Annotated in this window: 23 protein-coding genes and 1 pseudogene; 12 read left to right on the plus strand and 12 right to left on the minus strand. The window is 54.0% G+C overall.

Translation table 11 applies throughout. The features are described from left to right. Positions 1–86 precede the first annotated feature (86 nt). From AC1XYH_RS05940 to dcd, 3 genes are all read left to right on the plus strand, one after another. Entirely contained in the window at positions 87–1,466 is a 1,380-nt protein-coding gene (locus AC1XYH_RS05940) for an NAD-dependent succinate-semialdehyde dehydrogenase (protein WP_483325711.1), read from the plus strand. 175 nt (positions 1,467–1,641) lie between these two features. After that, the gene (apbC, locus tag AC1XYH_RS05945; protein WP_483325712.1) at positions 1,642–2,733 is read left to right on the plus strand and encodes an iron-sulfur cluster carrier protein ApbC; all 1,092 of its coding nucleotides are present in this window, start codon (positions 1,642–1,644) and stop codon (positions 2,731–2,733) included. A gap of 70 nt (positions 2,734–2,803) precedes the next feature. After that, entirely contained in the window at positions 2,804–3,370 is a 567-nt protein-coding gene (dcd, locus tag AC1XYH_RS05950; protein ID WP_483325713.1) for a dCTP deaminase, read from the plus strand. Positions 3,371–3,565: 195 nt separating this feature from the next. Here the strand turns inward: dcd and AC1XYH_RS05955 are convergent, their stop codons facing one another. From AC1XYH_RS05955 to AC1XYH_RS05970, 4 genes are all read right to left on the minus strand, one after another. Next, entirely contained in the window at positions 3,566–4,282 is a 717-nt protein-coding gene (locus tag AC1XYH_RS05955) for a TorF family putative porin (protein WP_483325714.1), read from the minus strand. 273 nt (positions 4,283–4,555) lie between these two features. Continuing rightward, entirely contained in the window at positions 4,556–4,963 is a 408-nt protein-coding gene (locus AC1XYH_RS05960; RefSeq protein WP_483325715.1) for a GNAT family N-acetyltransferase, read from the minus strand. Positions 4,964–5,021: 58 nt separating this feature from the next. After that, entirely contained in the window at positions 5,022–5,324 is a 303-nt protein-coding gene (locus tag AC1XYH_RS05965; RefSeq protein ID WP_483325716.1) for a DUF1328 domain-containing protein, read from the minus strand. Between the two features lie 74 nt (positions 5,325–5,398). Next, the gene (locus AC1XYH_RS05970) at positions 5,399–5,830 is read right to left on the minus strand and encodes a BON domain-containing protein (RefSeq protein WP_483325717.1); all 432 of its coding nucleotides are present in this window, start codon (positions 5,828–5,830) and stop codon (positions 5,399–5,401) included. Between the two features lie 244 nt (positions 5,831–6,074). Here AC1XYH_RS05970 and algB point away from each other — a divergent pair, with 244 nt between their 5' ends. Together algB and AC1XYH_RS05980 are read left to right on the plus strand one after the other, a co-directional pair. After that, complete coding sequence (algB, locus tag AC1XYH_RS05975; RefSeq protein WP_483325718.1) at positions 6,075–7,421, plus strand: sigma-54-dependent response regulator transcription factor AlgB; 1,347 nt, start codon at positions 6,075–6,077, stop codon at positions 7,419–7,421. Next, complete coding sequence (locus AC1XYH_RS05980; protein ID WP_483325719.1) at positions 7,418–9,196, plus strand: ATP-binding protein; 1,779 nt, start codon at positions 7,418–7,420, stop codon at positions 9,194–9,196. The genes algB and AC1XYH_RS05980 overlap by 4 nt, the downstream gene beginning before the upstream one ends. A gap of 32 nt (positions 9,197–9,228) precedes the next feature. On the opposite strand, the gene AC1XYH_RS05985 is transcribed toward AC1XYH_RS05980, so the two are convergent. Then, entirely contained in the window at positions 9,229–9,447 is a 219-nt protein-coding gene (locus tag AC1XYH_RS05985) for a hypothetical protein (RefSeq protein WP_483325720.1), read from the minus strand. A 97-nt stretch (positions 9,448–9,544) separates the two neighbouring features. Between AC1XYH_RS05985 and AC1XYH_RS05990 the strand changes: the two genes are divergently transcribed. Next, the gene (locus tag AC1XYH_RS05990) at positions 9,545–9,817 is read left to right on the plus strand and encodes a hypothetical protein (RefSeq protein ID WP_483325721.1); all 273 of its coding nucleotides are present in this window, start codon (positions 9,545–9,547) and stop codon (positions 9,815–9,817) included. Here AC1XYH_RS05990 and AC1XYH_RS05995 read toward each other — a convergent pair. Then, positions 9,793–10,671, minus strand: coding sequence for a LysR family transcriptional regulator (locus tag AC1XYH_RS05995; protein WP_483325722.1), 879 nt, complete (start codon positions 10,669–10,671; stop codon positions 9,793–9,795). The genes AC1XYH_RS05990 and AC1XYH_RS05995 overlap by 25 nt on opposite strands. Positions 10,672–10,787: 116 nt before the next feature. Here AC1XYH_RS05995 and AC1XYH_RS06000 point away from each other — a divergent pair, with 116 nt between their 5' ends. Then, positions 10,788–11,213, plus strand: coding sequence for a PACE efflux transporter (locus AC1XYH_RS06000; protein WP_483325723.1), 426 nt, complete (start codon positions 10,788–10,790; stop codon positions 11,211–11,213). 179 nt (positions 11,214–11,392) lie between these two features. Here AC1XYH_RS06000 and AC1XYH_RS06005 read toward each other — a convergent pair whose 3' ends face one another. The 5 genes from AC1XYH_RS06005 to AC1XYH_RS06025 all read right to left on the minus strand — a co-directional run bounded on the left by AC1XYH_RS06005 (position 11,393) and on the right by AC1XYH_RS06025 (position 15,058). Beyond that, the gene (locus AC1XYH_RS06005) at positions 11,393–11,980 is read right to left on the minus strand and encodes a LysE family translocator (RefSeq protein ID WP_483325724.1); all 588 of its coding nucleotides are present in this window, start codon (positions 11,978–11,980) and stop codon (positions 11,393–11,395) included. Between the two features lie 50 nt (positions 11,981–12,030). Next, positions 12,031–12,873 carry an AraC family ligand binding domain-containing protein gene (locus AC1XYH_RS06010; RefSeq protein WP_483325725.1) on the minus strand — a complete coding sequence of 281 codons (843 nt, stop codon included), beginning with the start codon at positions 12,871–12,873 and terminating at the stop codon, positions 12,031–12,033. A gap of 162 nt (positions 12,874–13,035) precedes the next feature. Further along, complete coding sequence (locus AC1XYH_RS06015; RefSeq protein ID WP_483325726.1) at positions 13,036–13,614, minus strand: LOG family protein; 579 nt, start codon at positions 13,612–13,614, stop codon at positions 13,036–13,038. Positions 13,615–13,713: 99 nt separating this feature from the next. Continuing rightward, the gene (locus AC1XYH_RS06020) at positions 13,714–14,448 is read right to left on the minus strand and encodes a hypothetical protein (protein WP_483325727.1); all 735 of its coding nucleotides are present in this window, start codon (positions 14,446–14,448) and stop codon (positions 13,714–13,716) included. Beyond that, positions 14,441–15,058 carry an RNA polymerase sigma factor sigma-70 region 4 domain-containing protein gene (locus AC1XYH_RS06025; RefSeq protein WP_483325728.1) on the minus strand — a complete coding sequence of 206 codons (618 nt, stop codon included), beginning with the start codon at positions 15,056–15,058 and terminating at the stop codon, positions 14,441–14,443. Before AC1XYH_RS06025 ends, AC1XYH_RS06020 begins: the two co-directional genes overlap by 8 nt. Positions 15,059–15,308: 250 nt before the next feature. Between AC1XYH_RS06025 and AC1XYH_RS06030 the strand changes: the two genes are divergently transcribed. The 4 genes and pseudogenes from AC1XYH_RS06030 to AC1XYH_RS06045 all read left to right on the plus strand — a co-directional run bounded on the left by AC1XYH_RS06030 (position 15,309) and on the right by AC1XYH_RS06045 (position 19,123). Further along, complete coding sequence (locus AC1XYH_RS06030; protein ID WP_483325729.1) at positions 15,309–15,944, plus strand: FMN-binding negative transcriptional regulator; 636 nt, start codon at positions 15,309–15,311, stop codon at positions 15,942–15,944. Positions 15,945–16,210: 266 nt separating this feature from the next. Further along, positions 16,211–17,062: pseudogene (locus AC1XYH_RS06035) on the plus strand (nitrate- and nitrite sensing domain-containing protein); the annotation flags it as partial. A gap of 414 nt (positions 17,063–17,476) precedes the next feature. Continuing rightward, positions 17,477–18,181, plus strand: coding sequence for a methyl-accepting chemotaxis protein (locus AC1XYH_RS06040; protein WP_483326317.1), 705 nt, complete (start codon positions 17,477–17,479; stop codon positions 18,179–18,181). Between the two features lie 183 nt (positions 18,182–18,364). Then, positions 18,365–19,123 carry an alpha/beta fold hydrolase gene (locus tag AC1XYH_RS06045; protein WP_483325730.1) on the plus strand — a complete coding sequence of 253 codons (759 nt, stop codon included), beginning with the start codon at positions 18,365–18,367 and terminating at the stop codon, positions 19,121–19,123. A gap of 109 nt (positions 19,124–19,232) precedes the next feature. On the opposite strand, the gene AC1XYH_RS06050 is transcribed toward AC1XYH_RS06045, so the two are convergent. Then, positions 19,233–19,679, minus strand: a complete 447-nt coding sequence (locus AC1XYH_RS06050; RefSeq protein ID WP_483325731.1) for a DUF3010 family protein — start codon at positions 19,677–19,679, stop codon at positions 19,233–19,235. 684 nt (positions 19,680–20,363) lie between these two features. Between AC1XYH_RS06050 and AC1XYH_RS06055 the strand changes: the two genes are divergently transcribed. Then, the gene (locus AC1XYH_RS06055; protein WP_483325732.1) at positions 20,364–21,557 is read left to right on the plus strand and encodes a hypothetical protein; all 1,194 of its coding nucleotides are present in this window, start codon (positions 20,364–20,366) and stop codon (positions 21,555–21,557) included. Positions 21,558–21,582: the final 25 nt, after the last annotated feature.

Here is a 21,582-nt window from a genome sequence, read left to right on the forward strand (position 1 = left end):
AACCCGGATCGGCGTGAGCTGATCCGGGTTTTTTGTGGTCGGAACTATGGCAAGTACTCCAGTTAACCACCCGAACGGAGAACACCATGAGCAAGACAGTCAACACGATTGAGCCAAGCACAGGTGAGAAAATTGCCGAATACCAGCTGCTGAGCGAAGAGCAGGCCGGCGCCGCGATTGATCGCGCAGACGCGGCCTTTCAGACATGGCGGCTGGAAAGCCTCGCCAACCGAGGCAAAATTTTAAATAAAATGGCTGATCTGATTGAACAGAACAGCGATGAGCTGGCCCAGCTGATGACACGTGAGATGGGTAAGCCGATTGAGCAAGGCGGGCAAGAATGCCAGCTGTGCGCTGCTATCTGTCGGTACTCTGCGGAGCAAGGGCCCGACCAGCTGAAAGACGAGACGCGGCCTCTGGAAGGCGGGCGAGCCTTGATCACTTATCAGCCCATTGGTGTGATTCTGGGTATTCAGCCGTGGAACTTCCCGCTGTATCAGGTTATTCGTTACAGCGCCTGCAACATTATGGCGGGCAACACGACGGTGCTTAAGCACGCCAGCAATGTATTTGGCATGGCGCAGAAGATTGAGCAGCTTTATCTAGAAGCAGGTTTGCCTAAAGGCGTATTCCAATCATTGCTACTCGATGGCGCCAGTGCCGGCAAATTGGTCGAGCACCCCAAGGTGCGCGGTGTCACCTTTACTGGCAGCGACAACACCGGTAAGAAGATCGCGCAGGCCGCAGGCAAAGTGGTCAAGAAGACGGTATTGGAGTTGGGCAGCAACGATGCCTATGTGGTGCTATCCGATGCGGACATCGCGCTGGCAGTGAAAACCTGTGTGCAAGGGCGCGTGGTCAATAACGGTGAAACCTGCGTATCGGCCAAACGCTTTGTGGTGTCGGCAGACGTTTACGATGAGTTTCGCGAACAGTTTGTGAAGCAGATGGCGGCGATCAAAACCGGCGATCCAACGCAGAAGGGCACGCAGCTGGGGCCGATTGCCCGTAAAGACCTGCGCGACACCCTACACGAGCAGGTGGAAGAATCGGTTCGTAAGGGCGCCACAATCAGTACCGGTGGCAAAATCCCGGAAGGTGCGGGCTTCTATTACCCAGCTACCGTGCTTGAAAACGTCAAGCCGGGGATGCCTGCCTACGATGGTGAGCTGTTTGGTCCGGTGGCTTCGTTGATTAAAGCGAAGGACGACGAAGACGCTATGCGCATTGCTAACGACTCACGTTACGGACTGGGTGGGGGTATTTTCTCACGTAACGAAGATCGGGCGATTGAGTTAGCTCGCCTGCATTTCGATACCGGCATGGTGAATATCAACGGCTACGGCCTGGCTCATCCGCATCTGCCTTTTGGCGGTGTAAAAGACAGTGGCTATGGTCGCGAACATGGCGGTTTTGGTATTCGGGAGTTCGTTAACATTAAAGCGGTGATGATCACTCACCAGTAAATCATTCGCCGCTCTGTGGTCTTTCACCGCAGGGCGGCGTTTCTATTTTAAGTGTAGGGTTAGCTCCCTACGCTTTATCGGTGTTCTCGGCGCCGCTCGGCGCAAACCCCGTGCTTTCATCCTCGTTAGCGAATCAGTAGCATAACGCCCATTCCTTAGTGAACCGGATACCGATATGAGCCAAGTTGATCGTGCTGCCGTAGAGCAAGCTATCGCCCAATACCAAGACCCTTACCTGAAAATTGACTTGATCAGCAGCGGTTGTCTGCGGCAGTTGGATATTGAAGGTAGTGTGGTTAGCGCCGAACTGGTGCTGGGCTATGCGGCTGGTTCCATCGTCGGCGGTATAGCGCACATGATTCAGACTGCGGTCGAGAATCTGGACGAAGTCAGCGAAGCGCATATAAAGGTACGTTGTGAAGTGATTGCTGGCGAGTTGCAGGGCAAGGTGCCGGCGCTGGCTAAGGTCAAAAATATAATTGCCGTAGCCTCGGGTAAAGGCGGTGTGGGCAAGTCCACTACCGCCGCCAACCTCGCGCTGGCTTTGTCGCGCGAGGGCGCCAAGGTTGGTGTCTTGGATGCTGATATCTACGGCCCTAGCATGGGCATGATGCTGGGGCTGCCCGAAGGCACTCGCCCCGAGGTACACGACAATAAGTGGTTCATACCGCCGCGTGCACACGGCTTGCAAGTTATGTCGATGGCCTTTCTGGTTGATGAAAATACTCCGGTAGTTTGGCGTGGGCCCATGGTTTCTGGCGCGTTGATGCAGTTGTTGACCCAATCCGCCTGGGATGAGCTGGACTATCTAGTGGTCGATATGCCGCCGGGCACCGGCGATATTCAGCTGACGCTCGCTCAGAAAGTCCCGGTCACCGGCGCTGTTATCGTGACAACCCCGCAGGATCTCGCACTGCTGGACGCCAAAAAGGGTATCGGCATGTTCGAGAAGGTGAATATTCCGGTGCTGGGCGTGGTCGAGAACATGGCGATTCACATTTGCTCCAATTGCGGTCATGCCGAACATTTGTTTGGCGAAGGCGGCGGAGAGCGTCTGGCTGAGGAGTATGGAGTTGATCTGCTGGCTTCCATGCCCTTGTCGATGATGATTCGGGAGCAGGCCGATAGCGGTAAACCGACGGTGATTGCTGAACCAGAATGCCAGATCAGTATGATCTATCAGGATATGGCTCGACATGTGGGCGCGCGCATCACTCAGCAGGCGGGCGCGCAGGGGATGCCAGAGATCAGCATCAGCGATGACTGATCGCGGTCTTTTGTAAGTACCCATAAACCGGTAACATGCAGGCTCTTTTTCGACCAGTTCAGGAAACATCATGAGCATCAAAGCCGACCGTTGGATCCGCAGAATGTCCCAAGAACACGGGATGATCGAACCTTTTGTTGAGCGCCAGGTGCGCGGTGATGAGGGCGATCGGGTGATATCTTATGGTGTTTCCAGCTACGGCTACGATGTGCGCTGCGCTGATGAGTTTAAAGTTTTCACCAACATCCACTCCGCTACCGTCGATCCCAAGAACTTCGATGAGAAGAGCTTTGTGGACGTAAAAGGCGATGTTTGCATTATTCCACCTAACTCTTTTGCTCTGGCCCGCACTGTTGAGTACTTCCGTATTCCGCGTGATGTTCTGACCATCTGCCTGGGCAAGAGCACTTATGCGCGCTGTGGCATTATCGTCAACGTCACGCCGCTGGAGCCTGAGTGGGAAGGGCACGTGACGTTGGAATTCTCCAACACCACCACCTTGCCGGCAAAGATCTACGCTAATGAAGGCGTGGCGCAGATGCTGTTCTTCGAATCCGATGAGTCTTGTGAAGTCTCCTATCGCGATCGTGGTGGTAAGTATCAAGGGCAGCGTGGTGTGACCTTGCCGCGGGCTTGATGGACTTTTGCGACAAAACTAAAACCGGCCATTGGCCGGTTTTTTTGTGGTCACTTTAATGTGATGGCAATTGCAGCGTTGCGCCACGCAGTAAAAAGCCAATCAGAGAGGCGTTGTCGTGGAACAACGCACCTCGATTGGCTTAATGCTATTACATCAGCTGATGTGCGCCACGGGAGGGCGCCGAGTATGGCCTTACAACGTTTTGGATACTGAGAAAGTGAAGTTCGAGTCGCAAGAGTCGGAACTGGTGTAGGCGCAGTCGTCACCCAAGTCGGTGTCGCTATACATCAGGTTAAGGTCAAGACCAAGAACCGTTTTGCCAATGCTGACAGCCCAGTCGCCGTACTCCTCGTCACCGCTGACGCCATCCAATGGATCCTTAGTGTCGGTCAGGCCGTAGTGCAGGCCCAGGCCCATATCCCAAGGCAGTGCGAAGCCATAATCAATATAGGTGTAGAGCGCGCTGCCTGGGTCATAAGCATATTTGGCGCCGAGTACAAAGCCATACAAACTCACGCTGGCGAGAGCTTCTTGTACGTCGATTGAGCTGTTGCCAGGATAAGTGTAAGTAGCCCATTGCAGGTCGTAACCGATATCGTCGGTAATAGCGCCGCCGTAGCCAGCGTAATAGTCAAATTCGACGCTGGAGCCACCGAAGTCCTCGGAGTCTACGTTAGAAGCCCAGGCACCAATATACAGGCCGCTTTCGTGAGCGATGTCCAGGCTGCCTTGTACTGCGCCAGCGCCATCAGTTTGTGACTGACCGCGCCAGATGTAATCAGTGGCAAGCGTCGCAGTCATGCTGGTGTCAAATTCGCCGAGGGCTGTATCGAACGCTTCAGCGTGTGCCATGTTGGCAAAAGACAAGGTGCTGGCGGTAGCAACGGCAACTGCAAGTTTCTTCATCATCGCGTGTTTCCCCAAATGTTTTGATTAAATGCGTTGGCAGTCCTCACATAGCATTTTGCTTGCCATCTTTTTAAATTCTTTTATTTTCAGTTGGTTATATGTTTTTTTAACAATGTTAAGTGGTTTTTTTGCGAGTGTGTGCTGTGCGCTTGCACTGTCGGGGTGCGCCAAAAACTGCCAATGACGCAAAGCGTGGCAGCGCAATGGCGCACTAATGGCCATATCGGAGCGTGGGGTTTTTTCTGGGGGGAAGACTGTGGGTAATACGACGATCTATTCGCTGGCCAAGGCCACCAACTGCTTGTGGCGGCGATAGCGCGCCAAACGATCAACCAGCGATTCGGGCAAAACCGTAGCCTCTGCGAAACCGGCGCGCAGGTAAAATGCGCTGAGCTCTGGGGCACAGAATAACCAGATGGGGCCGGTATATTGATTTCTAATTTGTGCTAGCAAAGAAGTGGCGTAGCCGCGCGTTCTGGACTGCGGAGCTACCAGCAGACTGGTTAGCCAGTGGCCGTTGGAAACAGGTTGCAGGCAGAGGCTACAGACGATCTGCCCATGCTCTTCACCCACCCACACAAGGTGCTGACTGTTGGCTTTGGTACCGCGTTGATGTTGGCGGTAGAAGCGGTTGACCAGTGGGTAGCGGTCGCTTGCTAATTGGCTGGTGCTGAGTGGCATGCTGGGTCTGGTCGCCGCGCGCTGGAAGATGAGTCACGCGCTATTGTCTCATACCGGCTCAATGCCTGGAATGTGGCGGGCTAGTCCGGCGATACTTGCTCAACAACATGGTGCCGATCAGCATCAGCAGAAAAATACCGAAAAGCGCTTGACCCAGAACGGCTGCTGTTGCGCCAAAGCCACCAAAAGTAAATACCGCAGCGGCGGTTGTCATGACGAAAAACGCGATTGCCCAGTTAAGCAAGGGGTGCCTCCTGAAGTGTGCGGTGCTACCGGACTGGCTACTCATACACTCGATCGCGCCGGGCAGGGTGGCTTCCTTTATGTGGAAGTAGATAGCCGGCTTTTGCTCCATGTTCATGTGTTGTCGTCCGTAATCGAAAGTAAAAGTGCGGTGGAGGTCCAGTAGAAAAAATTAAGCAAAAAAGTAGTGGTTTACAGACGCAGTGTTGGGCCGCGATCTGTAACAACACTGGTAGTTGCCCAGCGTGGCTCGTCCAGTGCAGACATGCGCCCTACCTTCAACTCGCTAGCGTTGATAGCGCGTACACCGGGCGTGTTGCGTGCTGTCGCGATGGCAACACGCTTGTCATTGGTGTGCAATACATTGCCACTTAAGTTCACTACGCCGTCCTGTGCTGCCACCCGAATGCTTATACCGTCCGTGTTACCATCCCACTGCAAACGAGACTGCAGAGTGGCCGTGAGAATGCGGTCATCATCAAAGGGTTGGCTCTGATCCTTGCGTTGCTCTGTGGGCATAGGACGGCTTTTGCTGTCGCTATCTTCCGCGTGAGCGGTAAGAGGCAGCAAACTAGCGAAGCTGATTGAGAGTGCAAGCAGAGCCGTGCGGTTGATGCTGTGCATGGGATCAATCTCCATTCAATGTCCGTATCAAGGCCGGCGATTTGGGCCATGACTTATTCATAGTGAGACAGAGCAACAGCTGTGCCAGTTATTTTTATAATTAAAATCCTTTATAATCAATAAGTTGAAAATATTTGTTGCGTGAGCCAAAGTGCAAGTTGCAAGATTGCCGCATTGGCGTCATGCAACTTGCACGAATACGCATTGACTAATACCTCATATCAAGTCTGGAGCAGACGAAAAAATGGAAGCAGCACAGACCAAAGGGCGGATTTTGTTGGTGGACGATGAGCCAGCAATCCTTAGAACCTTTCGTTATTGTCTTGAGGATGAGGGGTATCATGTTGCTACCGCAGCTACGGCTTTGCAGGCTGAGTCTGTGTTACACACCCAAGTATTCGACCTGTGCTTTCTCGATCTGCGCCTGGGTGAGGACAACGGTCTGGATGTGATGGCGAAGATGCGCGTAATAGCGCCATGGATGCGCGTAGTGATAGTCACCGCACATTCCGCAGTAGATACCGCCGTTGATGCTATGCAGGCCGGCGCCTCTGACTATCTAGTCAAGCCCTGCAGCCCAGACCAATTGCGTATGGCGGCGACCAAACAGCTTGAAATGCGACAGATGGCGGCGCGTCTGGAAGTACTGGAGGGCGAAGTAAAGCAAACGCACGCCAAGGTCGATTCACAAAGCCCAGCGATGATGGCGGTTTTGGAAACGGCGCGGCAGGTAGCGGTGACGGATGCCAATATTTTGATTCTGGGCGAGTCGGGTACCGGAAAAGGAGAGTTGTCTCGGGTTATTCATGGTTGGAGTAAGCGCGCCAAGAAAGGGTGCGTGACCATCAATTGCCCTTCGCTCACTGCTGAGCTGATGGAAAGCGAGCTGTTTGGTCACAGTAAGGGCGCCTTCACTGGGGCTAGTGAGAATACCCTAGGTCGAGTTAACCAAGCCGATGGTGGCACGCTTTTTCTTGATGAAATTGGCGACTTTCCACTGACTTTGCAGCCTAAGCTGTTACGTTTCATTCAAGATAAAGAATACGAGCGCGTTGGCGACCCGGTCACCCGCCGCGCCGATGTGCGTATTCTCGCAGCAACCAATCTGGATTTGGGCGAAATGGTCAAAAGTGGCCGCTTCCGCGAAGACCTACTCTACCGCTTGAACGTCATTACCTTGATGTTGCCGCCGCTGCGCGAACGACATGACGATATTATGACCCTGGCGGAACGCTTTCTAGCCAGTTTTGTAAAGGATTATGCTCGCCCAGCCACTGGCTTCAGCGGCGAGGCCCGAGACGCTATGTTGAGTTACAACTGGCCAGGTAATATCCGTGAGCTGCGCAACGTAATTGAGCGTGCCAGCATCATTTGTGGTGAAGAGCTGGTGCAAGTTGCTCACTTAGGGCTAAGTGCTGCTGAAGCCAACAGCGGCGCGCCCCGGGTCGGTTCCGAGCTGAGCCTTGAAGAGCTTGAGAAAGCCCACATTGCTGGGGTACTGGGCTCCAGCTCGACGCTCGACCAAGCCGCCAAGACGCTAGGCATTGATGCTTCTACGCTTTATCGCAAAAGGAAGCAGCTCGGGTTATGAAGCTACGCACGCAACTGTTTCTTAGCAGCAGCGCACTGATTACCGTAGCGCTGGTGGGGTTGGTGGTGGGCATGTTTGGCGTGCTGAGTCTGACTCAGTCGCAAAAACTGTCGATGACCAGCACGTTGAACATCATCAAATCAACGTTGGCGATGCGGCAAGAAATAGGCACGCAGGTCACCATGCTGCTGGAAGAAGACCTAAATCGAGAGGAACTCAAAGCGTCGGATGCGCGCTTTAAACGGTCACTCTCAGTCGCCAAAGCGCACGCGGTAGTCGAGTCTGATCGTGTCGCGATGGCGGAGCTGGAAGCCACTTACGCCAGTTACGACGATATCTTGCGGCGCCCAATCACCCTGCGCCGTGAACTGCTGTCCAATGATATCTTCAGTAGCAAGATTTCGATCATGCGGGATCAACTGAACGAAATTCAAAACCGCTACCTTGACAAAGTAGAAAGGGCTGAAGCTGCTGCCCATCAGCGCGCGTGGTTGATTGCAGGTTTGCTTGGCTTGATTGGCCTCGCTGTATTGTTGTTAGGTTTGCTCACGGCGAACAGCATCGCCAGGCGCTTCGCCCAGCCTATTGAAGGCTTGGCGCGGGCGGCCGATCAGATTAGTACCGGTGACTTCAATGTGCTGCTGCCGATATCGCCAGTGTTGGAGATTTCAGCGCTGAGTCGGCGCTTCGGCGCAATGGCTGAAGCGCTGCGTGAATTCAAAAGTAGCGACGTGAATGCCCTGCAAGGCGAACAACGCCGTTTGCAGGCGGTGCTCGACAGCATTGATGATGGTCTTTTGATTCTGGATCAGGATGGTGAAGTCGAGCACTTTAACCCGGTAGCACGCCGCCAACTGGATTGGGACTCGCGCGAGCTAGGGCAAAGCTTGGGTGTCGCTATGGGCCGGCCTGAGTTGGATGAGCAGGTACGCGATGTTTTAGCCGGCAACCCGCATAGCAGTAGCGAGCAGGAAGATCTGCAAGTTGAAGTGGCGGGCGAAATGCGCCTGTTGGACTACAGCCTGACCCCGGTGCTGCGCACCGATACCTGGGTGCAGGGAGCTGTCATGGTATTACGCGACGTGACGGACGAGCGCGCCTTTGAGCGTGTGCGTCGAGAGTTTGTGTTACGCGCTTCACACGAATTGCGTACTCCGGTTACCGGAATGCATATGGCGTTTTCGCTATTTCAAGAGCGTGCCAGTTTCGCGGAAGGCAGCCGCGAGGCCGATTTACTGATTGTTGTAGACGAAGAAATGCGGCGTCTGGTTGATCTGATCAATGACCTACTGAACTTCTCGCGCTATCAGAACGGCCTGCAGAAATTGGAGCTGACGCCCTGTGATCCTGGCGAATTGGTAGAGCACGCCGCGGCACGCTTCGCGGTGCAGGCACGTGAGTTGAATATCAACCTTGAGGTGGATATACACGACGAGATGCCCCACGCGCGATGGGATCGTCTGCAGATTGAGCGCGTGCTCGATAACCTGCTGGGCAATGCGTTGCGGCATACGCCTACCGATGGCAATGTACGCCTGCAAGCCCGCCGGCAGGGCGAACGTATTCTATTGAGTGTGGAAGACAACGGCGAAGGTATCGCTTTCAGTCAGCAGGGCCGTGTGTTTGAGCCATTTGTGCAGGTAGGCGGCAAAAAAGGCGGTGCTGGCTTGGGGCTGGCGTTGTGCAGAGAAATTGTGCAACTGCACGGTGGTCATATCGGCGTGCAGTCCAAGCGGGGGCATGGCGCGCAGTTCTACGTGTCGCTGCCCCTTTAACCTTCAACGTGCTCCGGGTAACTCGCTTGTGTTTAGCGCTTACCCATCGAACGCCGTGTATTGCGCGGCGGCATACCAATACGCTGCTCGTGCTGGTCGCCAGTCTTGCCTTTCTTTGGCGTATCGCCCTTGCGCGAATTGGCGCTGGCAGCGGCGGCAAACAGTGAACCCAGCCCCGGCAACGCCTTGGACTCTGTGGCGGTCTCCGCTACTGGCGCGGATATGTTGTCGTTGTTGGCTTGCTCGGTCATAGTTCGCTCGGTTGTGCATGGGAAAAGGTCGGCAAGTATACTGATTTCCTCCTCGAGTCCTAAGCGATTTGTCTGATTTTTGTACAGTAGGAGCTTCATGCCCATACTCACTCCGATCCCCCATGCGGGTGTCGAAACCCTTAGCTTACGTCAACTGGATGAGCTTAACGCCGTGCCCAAAGGCACTAGTTTCAAGGCATTCAAACGTTGTGAAGCGCAATTGCAGCAAGGGCATGACTACTTCTATCTGCCGGCGGATGAACACAAAGCCTTAATAGACGACCTCAAGGCTTCAGGCCAAATCTATGCCAGTACAGTTCACTTGGTATTGTTGACACGTGAAGGCTATGCGCGCATGAGCTCGAGGTAGCGCTTAGCCCCTAGTGCGAGTGGTCGGTCTTTTACCCATACGATATCAACCCATAGGCATAATTCGTTGCTCACATTCTCAAAGGCTATTTCCACCAATTGCCCTGCACTGAGTAGATGTTGAATCAGTGTTTTTGGCAACCATGCCCATCCCAGACCAGCTTGCACCAGACTTAATGTTGCCAAATGGCTGTCCGTCAGCCAGATTTTTCTGGACAGCGGCATGCGCGTGTCGGCTTTTGTAACGTTACCGCTACCCACCAGGATTTGGCGCATATTCATCAGGTGCTCTTGCCGAATGGGCCCGCCATAGGCTTTGAGTTCTGGATAATTTGGTGCTGCAACGGCTACCAGTAGTTCGCTGCCGAATTCTTGAAAGCGTTCACGTTCGTCGAGGTTTGGTCGCTCAAAGACCAGAGCAATCTGGACTGCACCTTCGTGTAGCAGACGCAGTGCATCTGCTTGCGGCTCCGATCTCACTTCCACTTCCAGCGCCGGGAACTCCTGAGCCAAGGTCGCCAGTGGGCCGTTCCAGGCGGCGGAGAGTAACTCCGGGGCAATGGCGAGTGTCAGGCGTTTTTCCAGCCCCTGGTGCAGTTGCAACGCTTGAGTCTGCAACTCGCGCAGCTGTTGCTGAGCCTGGCGCGCTTTGGGCTCCAGTGCACGTGCGGCCGCGGTAGGGATGGCCTCACGTGCCGAGCGGTCGAACAACTGCATATCCAGCTCGGCTTCCAGCTGGGAGATGCTCATGCTGATCGCGGAGGGCACGCGCTTGAGGCGCCTCGCCGCCGCGGAAAAGGAGCCGCTATCCAGCACTTCGAGGAATACTTTTACGGTTTCGCTAGTGAATGCCATGACTTGTCAGTTTTTCTGATAGAAGGTTTCTTTTTCTATCAGAAATTAAAACATAAAATTCGGGCTGTTCCTCAGTTACCGCTGAGTTATCTGTATCAGTTGTTGGAGTTGTTGATATGCAAGGCGTTAAGCGCAAGCTGGTTTACGTGACCTTTTATGAACTAATCGCTGTAACAGTGGTGACCCTGACCCTATTGGTTTTAGGGCATCCGATGATCAGCGCAGGCGTTGCGTCGATCATTACCTCCATCGTGGCGGTAAGCTGGAACTTGGTGTGGAACACTGCGTTTGAACGCTGGGAGCGCCAGCAGCAACAGCGCTCGCGCACCATAAAGCGCCGCGTGGCCCACGCATTAGGGTTTGAATTGGGATTGCTGGCGACTCTGGTGCCCGCTATGGCGTGGTGGCTGGAGATTTCGCTGTATCACGCTTTGGTATTGGACCTAGGGTTGTTGGTGTTTTTTGTGTGCTACACCTTCGTATTTACTCTGGGGTTCGACAAGGTATTCGGTTTGCCTGCGTCGGCCCAGGCGGCGGCTTAAATAGCCGCTTTATTGCCTTGCCAGCAGCCAAGATTGGATTGTAGGTTGCTTCCAGCCATACAGCGTTGCCGCGACTATCGACCCTGCGCAACCGGTCAGAAACAAACTCTTCGCGATTCAGGGGTTGCGAGAGCGTCTGATACTCGGAGCCAAGGCAGTGCCGAGCTCATTGTTAGCATTCAGCCTAGTAGGCCCAGCCAGCCTGAGACGGCCAAAAGCATTCCCATCAATTGATTGAATCTACGCAGTTGAACAGGCGAGTGCAGCCAGATTCGTGCCCGCACACCCAACCACGCCCAGAGCAACATGCACGGAATCGCTATCAGTAGAAATAGCAGCGCCAACAGCCATGCAGGTGCATGCGCGCTCGCCATGAATACGCTGACGACGGCCAGCGCGACTGTCCACGGTTTGGGATTGATCAGCTGCAGCAGAGCCGCTGCCCAACCGCTCAAGGGACGCTCGCTTTGCGTTCCGGCGTCGATCTCAACCGGTGTGCGCGCAATCTGCCAGCCCAGATAACTCAGCCAGAGCGCTCCACCCAGCCCAAGCATGTGCGCCAATAAAGGGGTTTGCAGCAGGATGCTACCCAGGCCTAGCCCGACCGCGAGTACCAGTGCTGCTGAAGCCAGGCAACCGCCGATGATGATGGGTAACGTGGCGCGCAAGCCGAAGCGCGCGCTACTGCTCATGGCTAGTAAATTGGTGGGGCCGGGGGTGATGGAGGCGACAAAGGCGAACAGCAGAAAAGGTAGCAGGTGAGTCAAGGCAGGTCTCCCGATCGTAATGGATATCGGGAGTCATTGTCGGGGAGTGCTTAAGTTGCGTCTGGAAGGCGCGTGCAGCGTTGCCTATAGCTCGCTGGCGTCAAACCGTAGGCGCGTTTGAACCAGCGCCCCAAATGGCTTTGATCGGCAAAGCCCAACCCTACAGCCACGAAGGCGGGCGTCTCGCCCGCCGCCAAGCGTCGGCGTGCTTGAGCCAGCCGCAGTTGGACCAGATAAGCATGCGGCGCCAGTCCGAACGCAGCTTTGAAAGCACGGTGCATACGAAAACGGTCAACTCCGGCTTCATTGGCCAGGTCCGTCAGGCTGGTCTCTTCGTGCAGATTGGCATGCAGGTAATCTCTTGCCAGCCGCGCGACCTGCGGCATGCGCGGATCCGACTCGCTGCGTTTGCGCCAATGGGTCTGGCTGGTCAGCTGGGTTAGCAGGTAGTCCAGTGCGGTTTGCCGCACGATGCGTAGCTCCTGTTGGTGCAGCGTTTGAAAGGTGCTGGCAATAGCAAAGATAAGCTCGGGCGATTGCCCAACGGTCATGCTCATGGCGGGTATACAGTCTTCGGGCGCGTCACCAAACAGACCCCGCAGCTCCCGTTCCAGCCAGTGGGGGTCCAGATACAGCATGGAGTAAGTGAAACCGCCTGCTGTTGGTGCCTCTCCATCGTATATTTCGCCCGGCTCCAGCAACATTACCTTGCCGGGTACGCTGTCGTAGCGTTGGCGCCCGCAGTGAAAGCGCTGCAGTCCCTGCTCGGTAAATCCCACCAGATAACTGTCATGCCAATGTGGATCGTACGCATGCCCCTCAAAGTGCGCCCGGATGGTCTCAATACCCGTATCGGCGTCCTGTTTGAGATCAATCCAGTTGCGTTCGCTCATGGGCATTCAGTCGATAGGTGAGGGGAGTGCTCGAATAATAACGCGGAGGTGGGCTATGTCTGGAAGATTTGTGCAGGCGTATCAGGCTTGAAGTGAAGATGACGGGGTAGGGCTAAGCATTACAACGGCATCGCCTTTCGGTGATGCCGTCATACCGCCTATTTAGCGCTCGTTCTTTGTCATCCATTTTGACACTTTTGGTGCTTCGTAAGCTTCGACCTTGGCGAGCACCGAGCTTACGTCGGATGCGACAATCAGCATCTCGCGGTAGGGTTGCTTCATAAAGCCTTCGTTCATGGCGTGATCAAGGAAGGTCACCAGTGTGTCGTAATAGCCGCCCACGTTGAGCAGCGCGCAGGGCTTTTGATGATGGCCGAGCTGGCCCCAGGTCCAGACCTCAAACAGCTCTTCAAAGGTGCCGACGCCGCCGGGCAACGCAATAAAGCCGTCAGACAGGTCAGCCATCATGGCTTTGCGCTCATGCATGGAACCCACTTCCTTTAGCTCGGTCAGGCCGTCGTGGGCGAGTTCGCGTTCGACCAGGTGCCGTGGGATTACGCCGATCACCTCGCCGCCAGCGGCCATGCCTGCATCCGCTACCGCGCCCATTAAACCGACTTGCGCGCCGCCATACACCAGCCCTATGCCAGCCTTGGCCAGCGCGGTGCCCAGTTCAATAGCGGCTTCACGATATACAGGGTTATTGCCGGCGCTAGAGCCGCAGAAAACGCAAATTCGCACAGTTGCTCCTTGGTTTAAACAGGTGGGCCAGCCTATGAGGCTAACAATGCTGGGACATTACCTTAAAAAGGCTACTTTTGTCATAGTAGCCTTTTTAAGCTAACTACTCAGGACGCCAGAAAGGCCGATACCTACCATCAGGCTGAAGGTAAAACTCAACAGAGTACCCAGTAGCACATATTCGGAGACGGGGCGCTTGGCTGTGCGCGTATCGTTGAAGCGCATAATACTTTTGGCCGCGAGCAAAAAGCCGATGGCAGACCACTGGCCGAGCAGCACGAAGGTCACTATCAGGAAGCGCTCAAGAAAGCCGATCAGTTTGCCTGCATGTTTCAGCGACGCTTCATCGGTGAGATCGGCATGGTTCAGCCAGGGCCGCAGCAGCTGTGAAATCAGCGCCGAGGTGGGGTGCAGAATAAACAAATAGGCTATCAGCGCAATCAGCGGCTTTGGTCCCAGTAGCTCTAAAATAAGCTCACCCAGCCCGTACCAGTTGTGGGTGAGGCTGAACCAGACCAACAACAAGACCGCCAGCGGCAGCAAGTGGGTGAGTGCCAGGTCAACTGAAAAACGGCATACTCGGGACTGTTTTAACCATTCCATTGTGAACTGGCTGGCCATCACTAATAGCCCGATCAACAGGCTCCAACCTGTACCAAACGCAGCTATCAGCATCACCAAACCGACCGCTAAACCATAGGGCACGGCTTTGGCGGCAATCCAGCGCACTCTGCCCGCGGCGCTAGCGTCGGCAGCTAACGGAAACATGTAGATCAACATCGTGGCGACGATGTGAATCAGTATGAACAGCAGCAGCGCAGTGACCTCAGACATGGTGTAGCTCCCGCACCCAATCTTGAGTACGTTCAATGTAACGGTCGATCAGCGTGGCGTTGGCGCGTTGCAGCGCCTTGTGTACGGTCACGCGGGACTTGCCCAGCAGCTGGGCAAGATCCTTCTGGCTTGATTGCTGCGTGGCGTGCAGGAAAAAAGTCTCCGCTTCTATCCGCGTCCAGCCATCAATGATGCTCGCGACAAACTCGGTGGGCAACGCAGTGCGGTCGAGCAACTGCTCGGCATGGCTGAAGATACCCAGCGTCGACTTCTTCATACCATCAAGCCCCTGTCCGGAGAGTACAAAGGCCTCGCCGTAATGATTGTCGCTGGGTGCCCCGCCAATGCCGATGGCGATACGTGCATCAAAGCGCTCGTTGTCTGGGCTGCTGGCAATTAAACCAGCACGCAAAACCACAGCGCACTCAAAGGCCCGGCTTGGCTCGTTGAGCGTTAACTGAAAGCCGTCACCACGGTACTGCTCAGCCTTAAAGTCGTAGGCTGCAGCAAGCCGGTCAAGCGTGGCTTTTAGCTGAGCGACATAGGCGTTGGTGTCTTGCACCGATTGCGAGTCGATCAGGTCACCAGTGAGTACGGCAGAGATGCTCATTTATGCGGTCCGTGATGGGCTACTGATAGTGGGTATTTCCATTTCATACATTATGAAATGTAGCCTTAAAAGGCTAATTTTGCAAAATTAGCCTGATTTGGCTAATAACTGTGAGTAAGGTCACGCGACTGCAGGTATTGATGCAGCTGTTTTGCTTGATCAGCCAACCGCTATCGACGCTCAGTGGAGGGTGCATCTTCGTGCTAGCATCGGCGCTGTTTTCAATTTTTGCGTATGGAGCTTTACCATCGTGTACTTGCCCGAGCACTTTGCCGAAAATCGCCCTGATCAGCTGCATGCCTTAATGCGATCCTACCCGTTGGGCACGCTGATTATCCAGACCGGCGAAGGCCTGTGTGCAAACCACATCCCCTTTGAGCTGCTGGCAGAGGAGGGTGAGCCGGGCGTATTGCAGTGCCATATTGCTCGCGCTAATCCCCTAATTGAGCAAATCACCGATGGCATGCCGGTATTGGTCATCTTTAACGGGCCGCAGGGCTATATCTCGCCGAACTGGTACCCCAGTAAGCACGAAACTCACCGGCAGGTGCCTACCTGGAATTATCAGGTTGTGCATGCACATGGCCGTATTCGACTGCGTGACGATGAGCGTTTTGTCCGAGGGCTGGTAGCGCGTCTGACTCGTGACCACGAGAGTAAATCACAGCAAAGCCGCCCCTGGAAAATGACTGATTCCAGTACGGCCTATATCAGCCAGATGTTGGCGGCGATCGTGGGTATTGAGATTGAGATAGACCGCTTAGTGGGTAAATTTAAGTTGAGCCAGAACAAGACTGCCGCCGATGTGAATGGAGCAACAGCAGCGCTGGATACGCTGGGCCAGAGTGCGCTAGCGAATAGTATGAGAAACCAAAGCAACGACTGAGTGGCGCGAATGACTGTTGGACCTTGCATTCATGGGGCACTTTACGTTTGTCCGTCACACGGTCTTCCATCACAAAGAAGCTGCATTTTGGCTCGTCGATAGCGAGCCTTGCACCGCTCTGGTGCGGCGCTTTCAGTGCGAATGCCGGAAGTGCGAGTGGCAAAGTGATGGCACTCTTCTTGCTGTTGTCTTTAGATAAGTCTGTCCATTTAGTCAGGTTTTATCTCAAGGCGCCAATCATGCTCTCCATGCTTCGAAATCTTTCAATGCGCGGCAAACTATTGTTGCTCATTCTCCCAGCATTGCTGGGCACGCTGTACTTCTCGATTACGACCGTCAATGACCGCTACGCTAACCTAGAGCGCACGGAAGAATCGCGCGATCTGTTCAGGCTCGTGTTGGTAGCTGATCCGCTAGTTGAGAACCTGCAAAAAGAACGTGGCCTCAATGCGCTCCTTATCGCTAGCGGCGGTTCAGACGGGCGGGTGGTAGAACGGTTGGAAGTCCAGCGGGAGCTAACCGATGCCAGCCTGTCAGAGTTTCGGTCTGTGATAACCACGCTGGATGGCAGCGTGAGAGTCACCATTGCACCTCAACTGGCGCGGGCATCGACCGCACTGTCAGAGCTGATGCCGCTGCGCGAACGGGTCATGATTGAAGACGTTGAAGCGGCGCTTGCCTACAACGTCTATACCCAAGCTGTAGAGCAGTTAGTCGCATTGACCCCGGAGATTCTGCACCATTCTGATGAGGCCCAGCTCACTAGACTGATGAGCGCTTTTTACGCGCTAACGCAGTCGACCGAATGGGCTGCGCGTGAGATGGCTGCCGGCGCGCTAGTGTTGAGTCAAGGAGAGGTATCGCTGGGGCTCGCAGGTGACGTCAGCGCTGCCGGTGCACGTAAACAAGCGCTATTGGATACCGCCGCAGATTTACTGGGCGACGCCATGCAGTCGCGCGTAAAAGCATTGCGCGAACAACCGGAATTCCTCGGCTTTGCCGAGTTACGCAACAAGTTGATCGGCTCGGAATACGGCTTTCTAGGTATGGCCAATATTGAATGGTTCGACAGTGCCAGTGGTGCCATCAACGACGTTTACCAACTGAAGGAAAACGTCGCCGGTGAGATGGCCGCTCGCACCGATTTTGTGATCGGTAGCGCGCGCAGCCAACTGCAGCATGCCGCAATCATCGGCTGCATAGTAGTGGTTGGGGTACTGCTGTTGGCGGTGTTGATCATTCTGGGTGTGACCGGACAGGTGAATCAGTTGCTCGGCGACTTCCGCCATATCATGGAAGAGAAAGACCTCTCGATTCGCACCAAAGTCTGCTCGCGAGATGAGATGGGCCTAATCGGTAGCGCACTGAATGGCCTAATAGAAACTTTCTCGGGCGCCCTCAGCCAGATCGATCAAACCAGCGTGCGCCTGGCCTCAGCCTCCGAACAGACCCGCGCCACAGCGAGCCAGAATTCGGATCAGGTTGGCCAGCAACAGCAACTGGTTGATCAGGTCGCGGCGGCGGCAGAAGAGATGTCGAGCACCTCCGAGGAAATCTCACGCAACACTCAACAGGTTGCTGAAGCCGCTAGTAATGCCTCGGGTAAAAACGCCGCGGGCCGCAAGGTGGTGGAGCAGAGCGTCGCGCGCATTCGACATCTGGCCAGTTCGATAGACGAGGTCAACGCTCAGATGGAGCGCCTGCAGCGCAGCAGCGAGTCCATCACACGGGTGATTGATGTCATCAAAGCCGTGGCAGACCAAACCAATTTGCTGGCGCTGAACGCGGCCATTGAAGCGGCCAGAGCAGGCGAGCAAGGCCGAGGCTTTGCCGTCGTAGCCGATGAAGTGCGCAACCTGGCGCGCCAGACCCACGACTCCACGGTCGAAATCGAATCGCTGATCGGCGGCTTTCGCGACATAGCCGACAGCGTAAAAACCTCGGTAAGCCAAAGCCACAGCTTGGCCAATACCAGCGCTGATGAAGCCGAAAAACTTGAAGGCACGCTCGCCGATATCCTGCAAGACGTCGACCGCATCTCCGGCATGGCAACGCAAATTGCCGCAGCAGCGGAAGAGCAAGTCGCCGTTACCCGCGACATTTCTCGCAGCATGGCGTCAGTGCGCGAAACCTCCCTGCAAACCCTCAGCGGCTCACAGGAAATCTCGCAAGTTACGGTTAGCCAGGCAGAACTTGCCAGCGAGTTGCAGGTACTGGCGCAGGGTTTTCGGATATGAGTACTTGATAAATAAGCTAGCCCGTTGACCTATCCGCATACCGACAAGACCTGCGCGGTCAGCGAAAAAACATTGAATTAGACCTTTTCGTTTTAGTATCAAAAAAACACAAAAATGTAATTTGCATCGCAGGCAGGTGCGCTTAATACTCATGCCAACACTGACGCGTGTCTTGGAGGGCGTATGAGTCGATTCAAGTCGTTCGATGGGGTAGAAATTTATTACCAGCGCTGGGGGCAAAAGTCCGCTGAACCACCGGTAGTGCTGCACCACGGCTATGTGGCCAACGCCCGTATAAACTGGGTCATCCCCGGCATGGTGCGGCGACTTACACTGGCCGGGCGCAGCGTCATCGCACTGGATGCACGAGGTCACGGCCGCTCAGACAAACCGCACGACCCCGAAGCCTACGGCGAGTCGCGCATGGCAAGAGACCTCAGCTGTCTATTAGATGAACTGGGGCCGGAAGAGGTAGACCTAGTCGGCTACTCCATGGGCGCTACTGTGGCCCTACTGGCCGGCACACAAGAACCGCGTATTCGACGCTTGGTGGCCGGCGGTGTTGGCGGCAACGTTCTGCATCTGGATAGTCGTTACCAAGTGCAAGGTAGAAAAGCGCTATCGAGTGCCATGCTTGCCAGCCGCTGGAGCATCCGCAATCCCACCCTTGCGGGTTTTCGTCTGCTGGCTGATCTGGTCTGGGCAGACCGTAAAGCCATGGCAGCACAGGCACTGGCGTTTCATTCGAGTCGCATCCCGCTGGAACAGATTACTGCCCCTACGCTGATCATCGCCGGTGACAAAGACCCGTTCGCAAAACAGCCGCGCAAACTGCAGAAAGCGATTCCAGGCGCGCAGCTCAAGGTTGTGCCAGGGGACCATTCAAGCGTACTGATCAGGCCAAGTTTTCAGCGGGAAATAGTGGAGTTTCTGGAAGGCTGATAATTTTGTTGTACATAGCGCCGTAAGACGCGAGGCGCTCGTAAAATGCAGGCATTAAAAAAGGCGCTAGGCGCCTTTTTTAATAACAGGTAGCCATCTTTATTGATGGTTATTCACTGTCAGAGGCGTACTTGTCTTTCATAGAAAAGGCAAAGGCCGTATTAAAAGCCACTTCTTGATAAACCTTCAGGCCAGTATCTGCATAAGCGATCTGTACCGGGTTGCGCTTGAGCGATTCCTTGATGTCGGTAGGCGACATAAGCACCACATTAAGCTCACTGATCAGCTCAATTGCCGCTTCCAGCTTGAAGCCCACTGCGCCGCCAGCAAATTTGCCCTTCATCGGACGTTGGCGTATGACGACCTTATCCACCTGGTAGTCATGCATCAACTTAGCAAAAGTCTGCTGAAAATAGCGTAGCTCGCGCGTGCTATTAATGTCCGTTAAGGTCAGCCGACGTGAGCGAAAATCAGGTAGCTCAAAAATGTCGCCTGTCAGGGACAGCAAACATACATTCACATCGTTACTATTAATTTCAACGCCGCACACTTTCATAGAACACCCAACCTGACTAGATGGGCGCAGTGTAGCGCAAAACGCCGCGCCGATCTTTCGATTATAGGCAGCAGGCGCAGTGCGTGCGCAGGTCGCCCCCTGGGCTGCACGCAGGATAGGCGGGAATGCTGGCCGCTCACACATCAGCAAAGCGGGAAGCTAACGGCTCCGACAGATAAATCGTGTTTCGCGACGGAGATCTACTTTACGCCACAGCGCGATGGCGTTACCTTCTGAATATGGCAGTGAGCCAGTTCGCAGGAGCCCACGGATGGCAAGCAAAGTACCCAACGCATCAACACTACAGAACCTTGCTAAGCCGCCCGCGCTGCTGCATTGCAATCGCCGTTCTAAATTAACCATCCTATCTTTCTGGCTTCCCATTCTGACTTGCATCGCCGGGCACATTCATTCGTCTGGAATAAATACATTGGTGGTCATTCGCCCTTCGGCGTCGGCTGCAAGATGGATGACAAGTTGCATGCCATACAGTAGTAATGAAATCACAAAATGTCGAAGTCAAGCGAATACGTTTGGGTTTATAGGTTGGGGTGTAAGAGTTTGATTATATTTTAAAAAATTATGCGATCTCTGCCCGGCGCCCGGAGTTATATCGAACGCGCGGTTATGTATTGATGCCGCGTGCTATCTAATCACTGTTAGGCATCACGCAGAGAGGATTGCATGTCCGAGGGATTGACTGAATCAGAAAAATTTGTGAACTCTATAAGTGAGAGAGCTTTTCTTAATCTTTGGACTCATCCAAATCCAATTGGGAAGAAAGGAAAAGAGCTTTGTGATTGCTTAATTGTCTGCGGAAACCATATCGTTATTATTTCAGTGAAGGATATTAAGTACAAAGATACAGGTGATGAAGCGGGCTGGAAGAGGTGGACTAAAGCAGCAATAGATAAATCGGCTTCTCAAATATGGGGCGCTGAACGATGGCTAGATTCTTCTGTTGAGTTCACCAGGCACGATGGCAGAAAGGTCGAATTGCCACCAAAAGAGGATCGAGTCGTACATCGTGTATCTGTATCACTTGGGGCTCAGCGAAGAATGCCCACAAAGTCTGGAGATCTAGGTTATGGAGTCGTACATGTTTGCGATGAGTTTAGCCTTGGAGCAATTTTTGGCCTTCTAGATACGATCACGGACTTCGTTGGTTTTCTTTCCGAAGTTGAGGCTCTAATAAACAGAGCCAATATAGTTTTCAGCGGCGGTGGCATTGAAGACTTATTGGCAATCTACTTATTAAACAATCATTCGTTCCCTTACGAAGAAGCTGATTTACTAATAATTGATGATACGGTTTTTCGAGGGTTCATAGACTCTGATGACTACAAAGCGATCCAAGAGTCCTATAAGGATTCATATTTTTGGGACAAGTTGATCGAGCATTTTGTGGGCGATCTCCTTACTGACGGAATGTTTGAATACGGCACAAATCAGGTCACTGATAATCAGCTGGCTCTTGTTCAAATGGCCCTCCAGCCGCGTGGCCACAGAGCAAATCTAGTCGATGCCTTTTCTGAGTTTTTACAGAAACCTGAGTTAAAAATTGCTGCAAGAGTAGTTTTGGCGCACAAAAACACGGCATTTGTATTCCATCTAGGGCCAAGCAGTGATCGAGAAGCCAGGGTTCAAGAGCTAGGCTTAAGGTGCTTGGTTGTAAGAGGTCGCCTTCCAGATGTCAAAATTGTAGTTGGCATATCAAGAGATAAGTTGGGTCCGTCAGAGGTTGGGTACTCTCATGATATTGTTTATGTAGACATCCCAGAATGGAATGATGATTTCGAAGAAAAAGTAACTGGAATACAAAAGGAGCTCGGTTACTTCGAAAACGCATCCTGGACTAAGAGACCAGAAAATGCCTAACAACAGCGCCGCTGTCGGCGAAAAA

The sequence above is a fragment of the Pseudomonas sp. GW-45 genome (assembly GCF_056896675.1).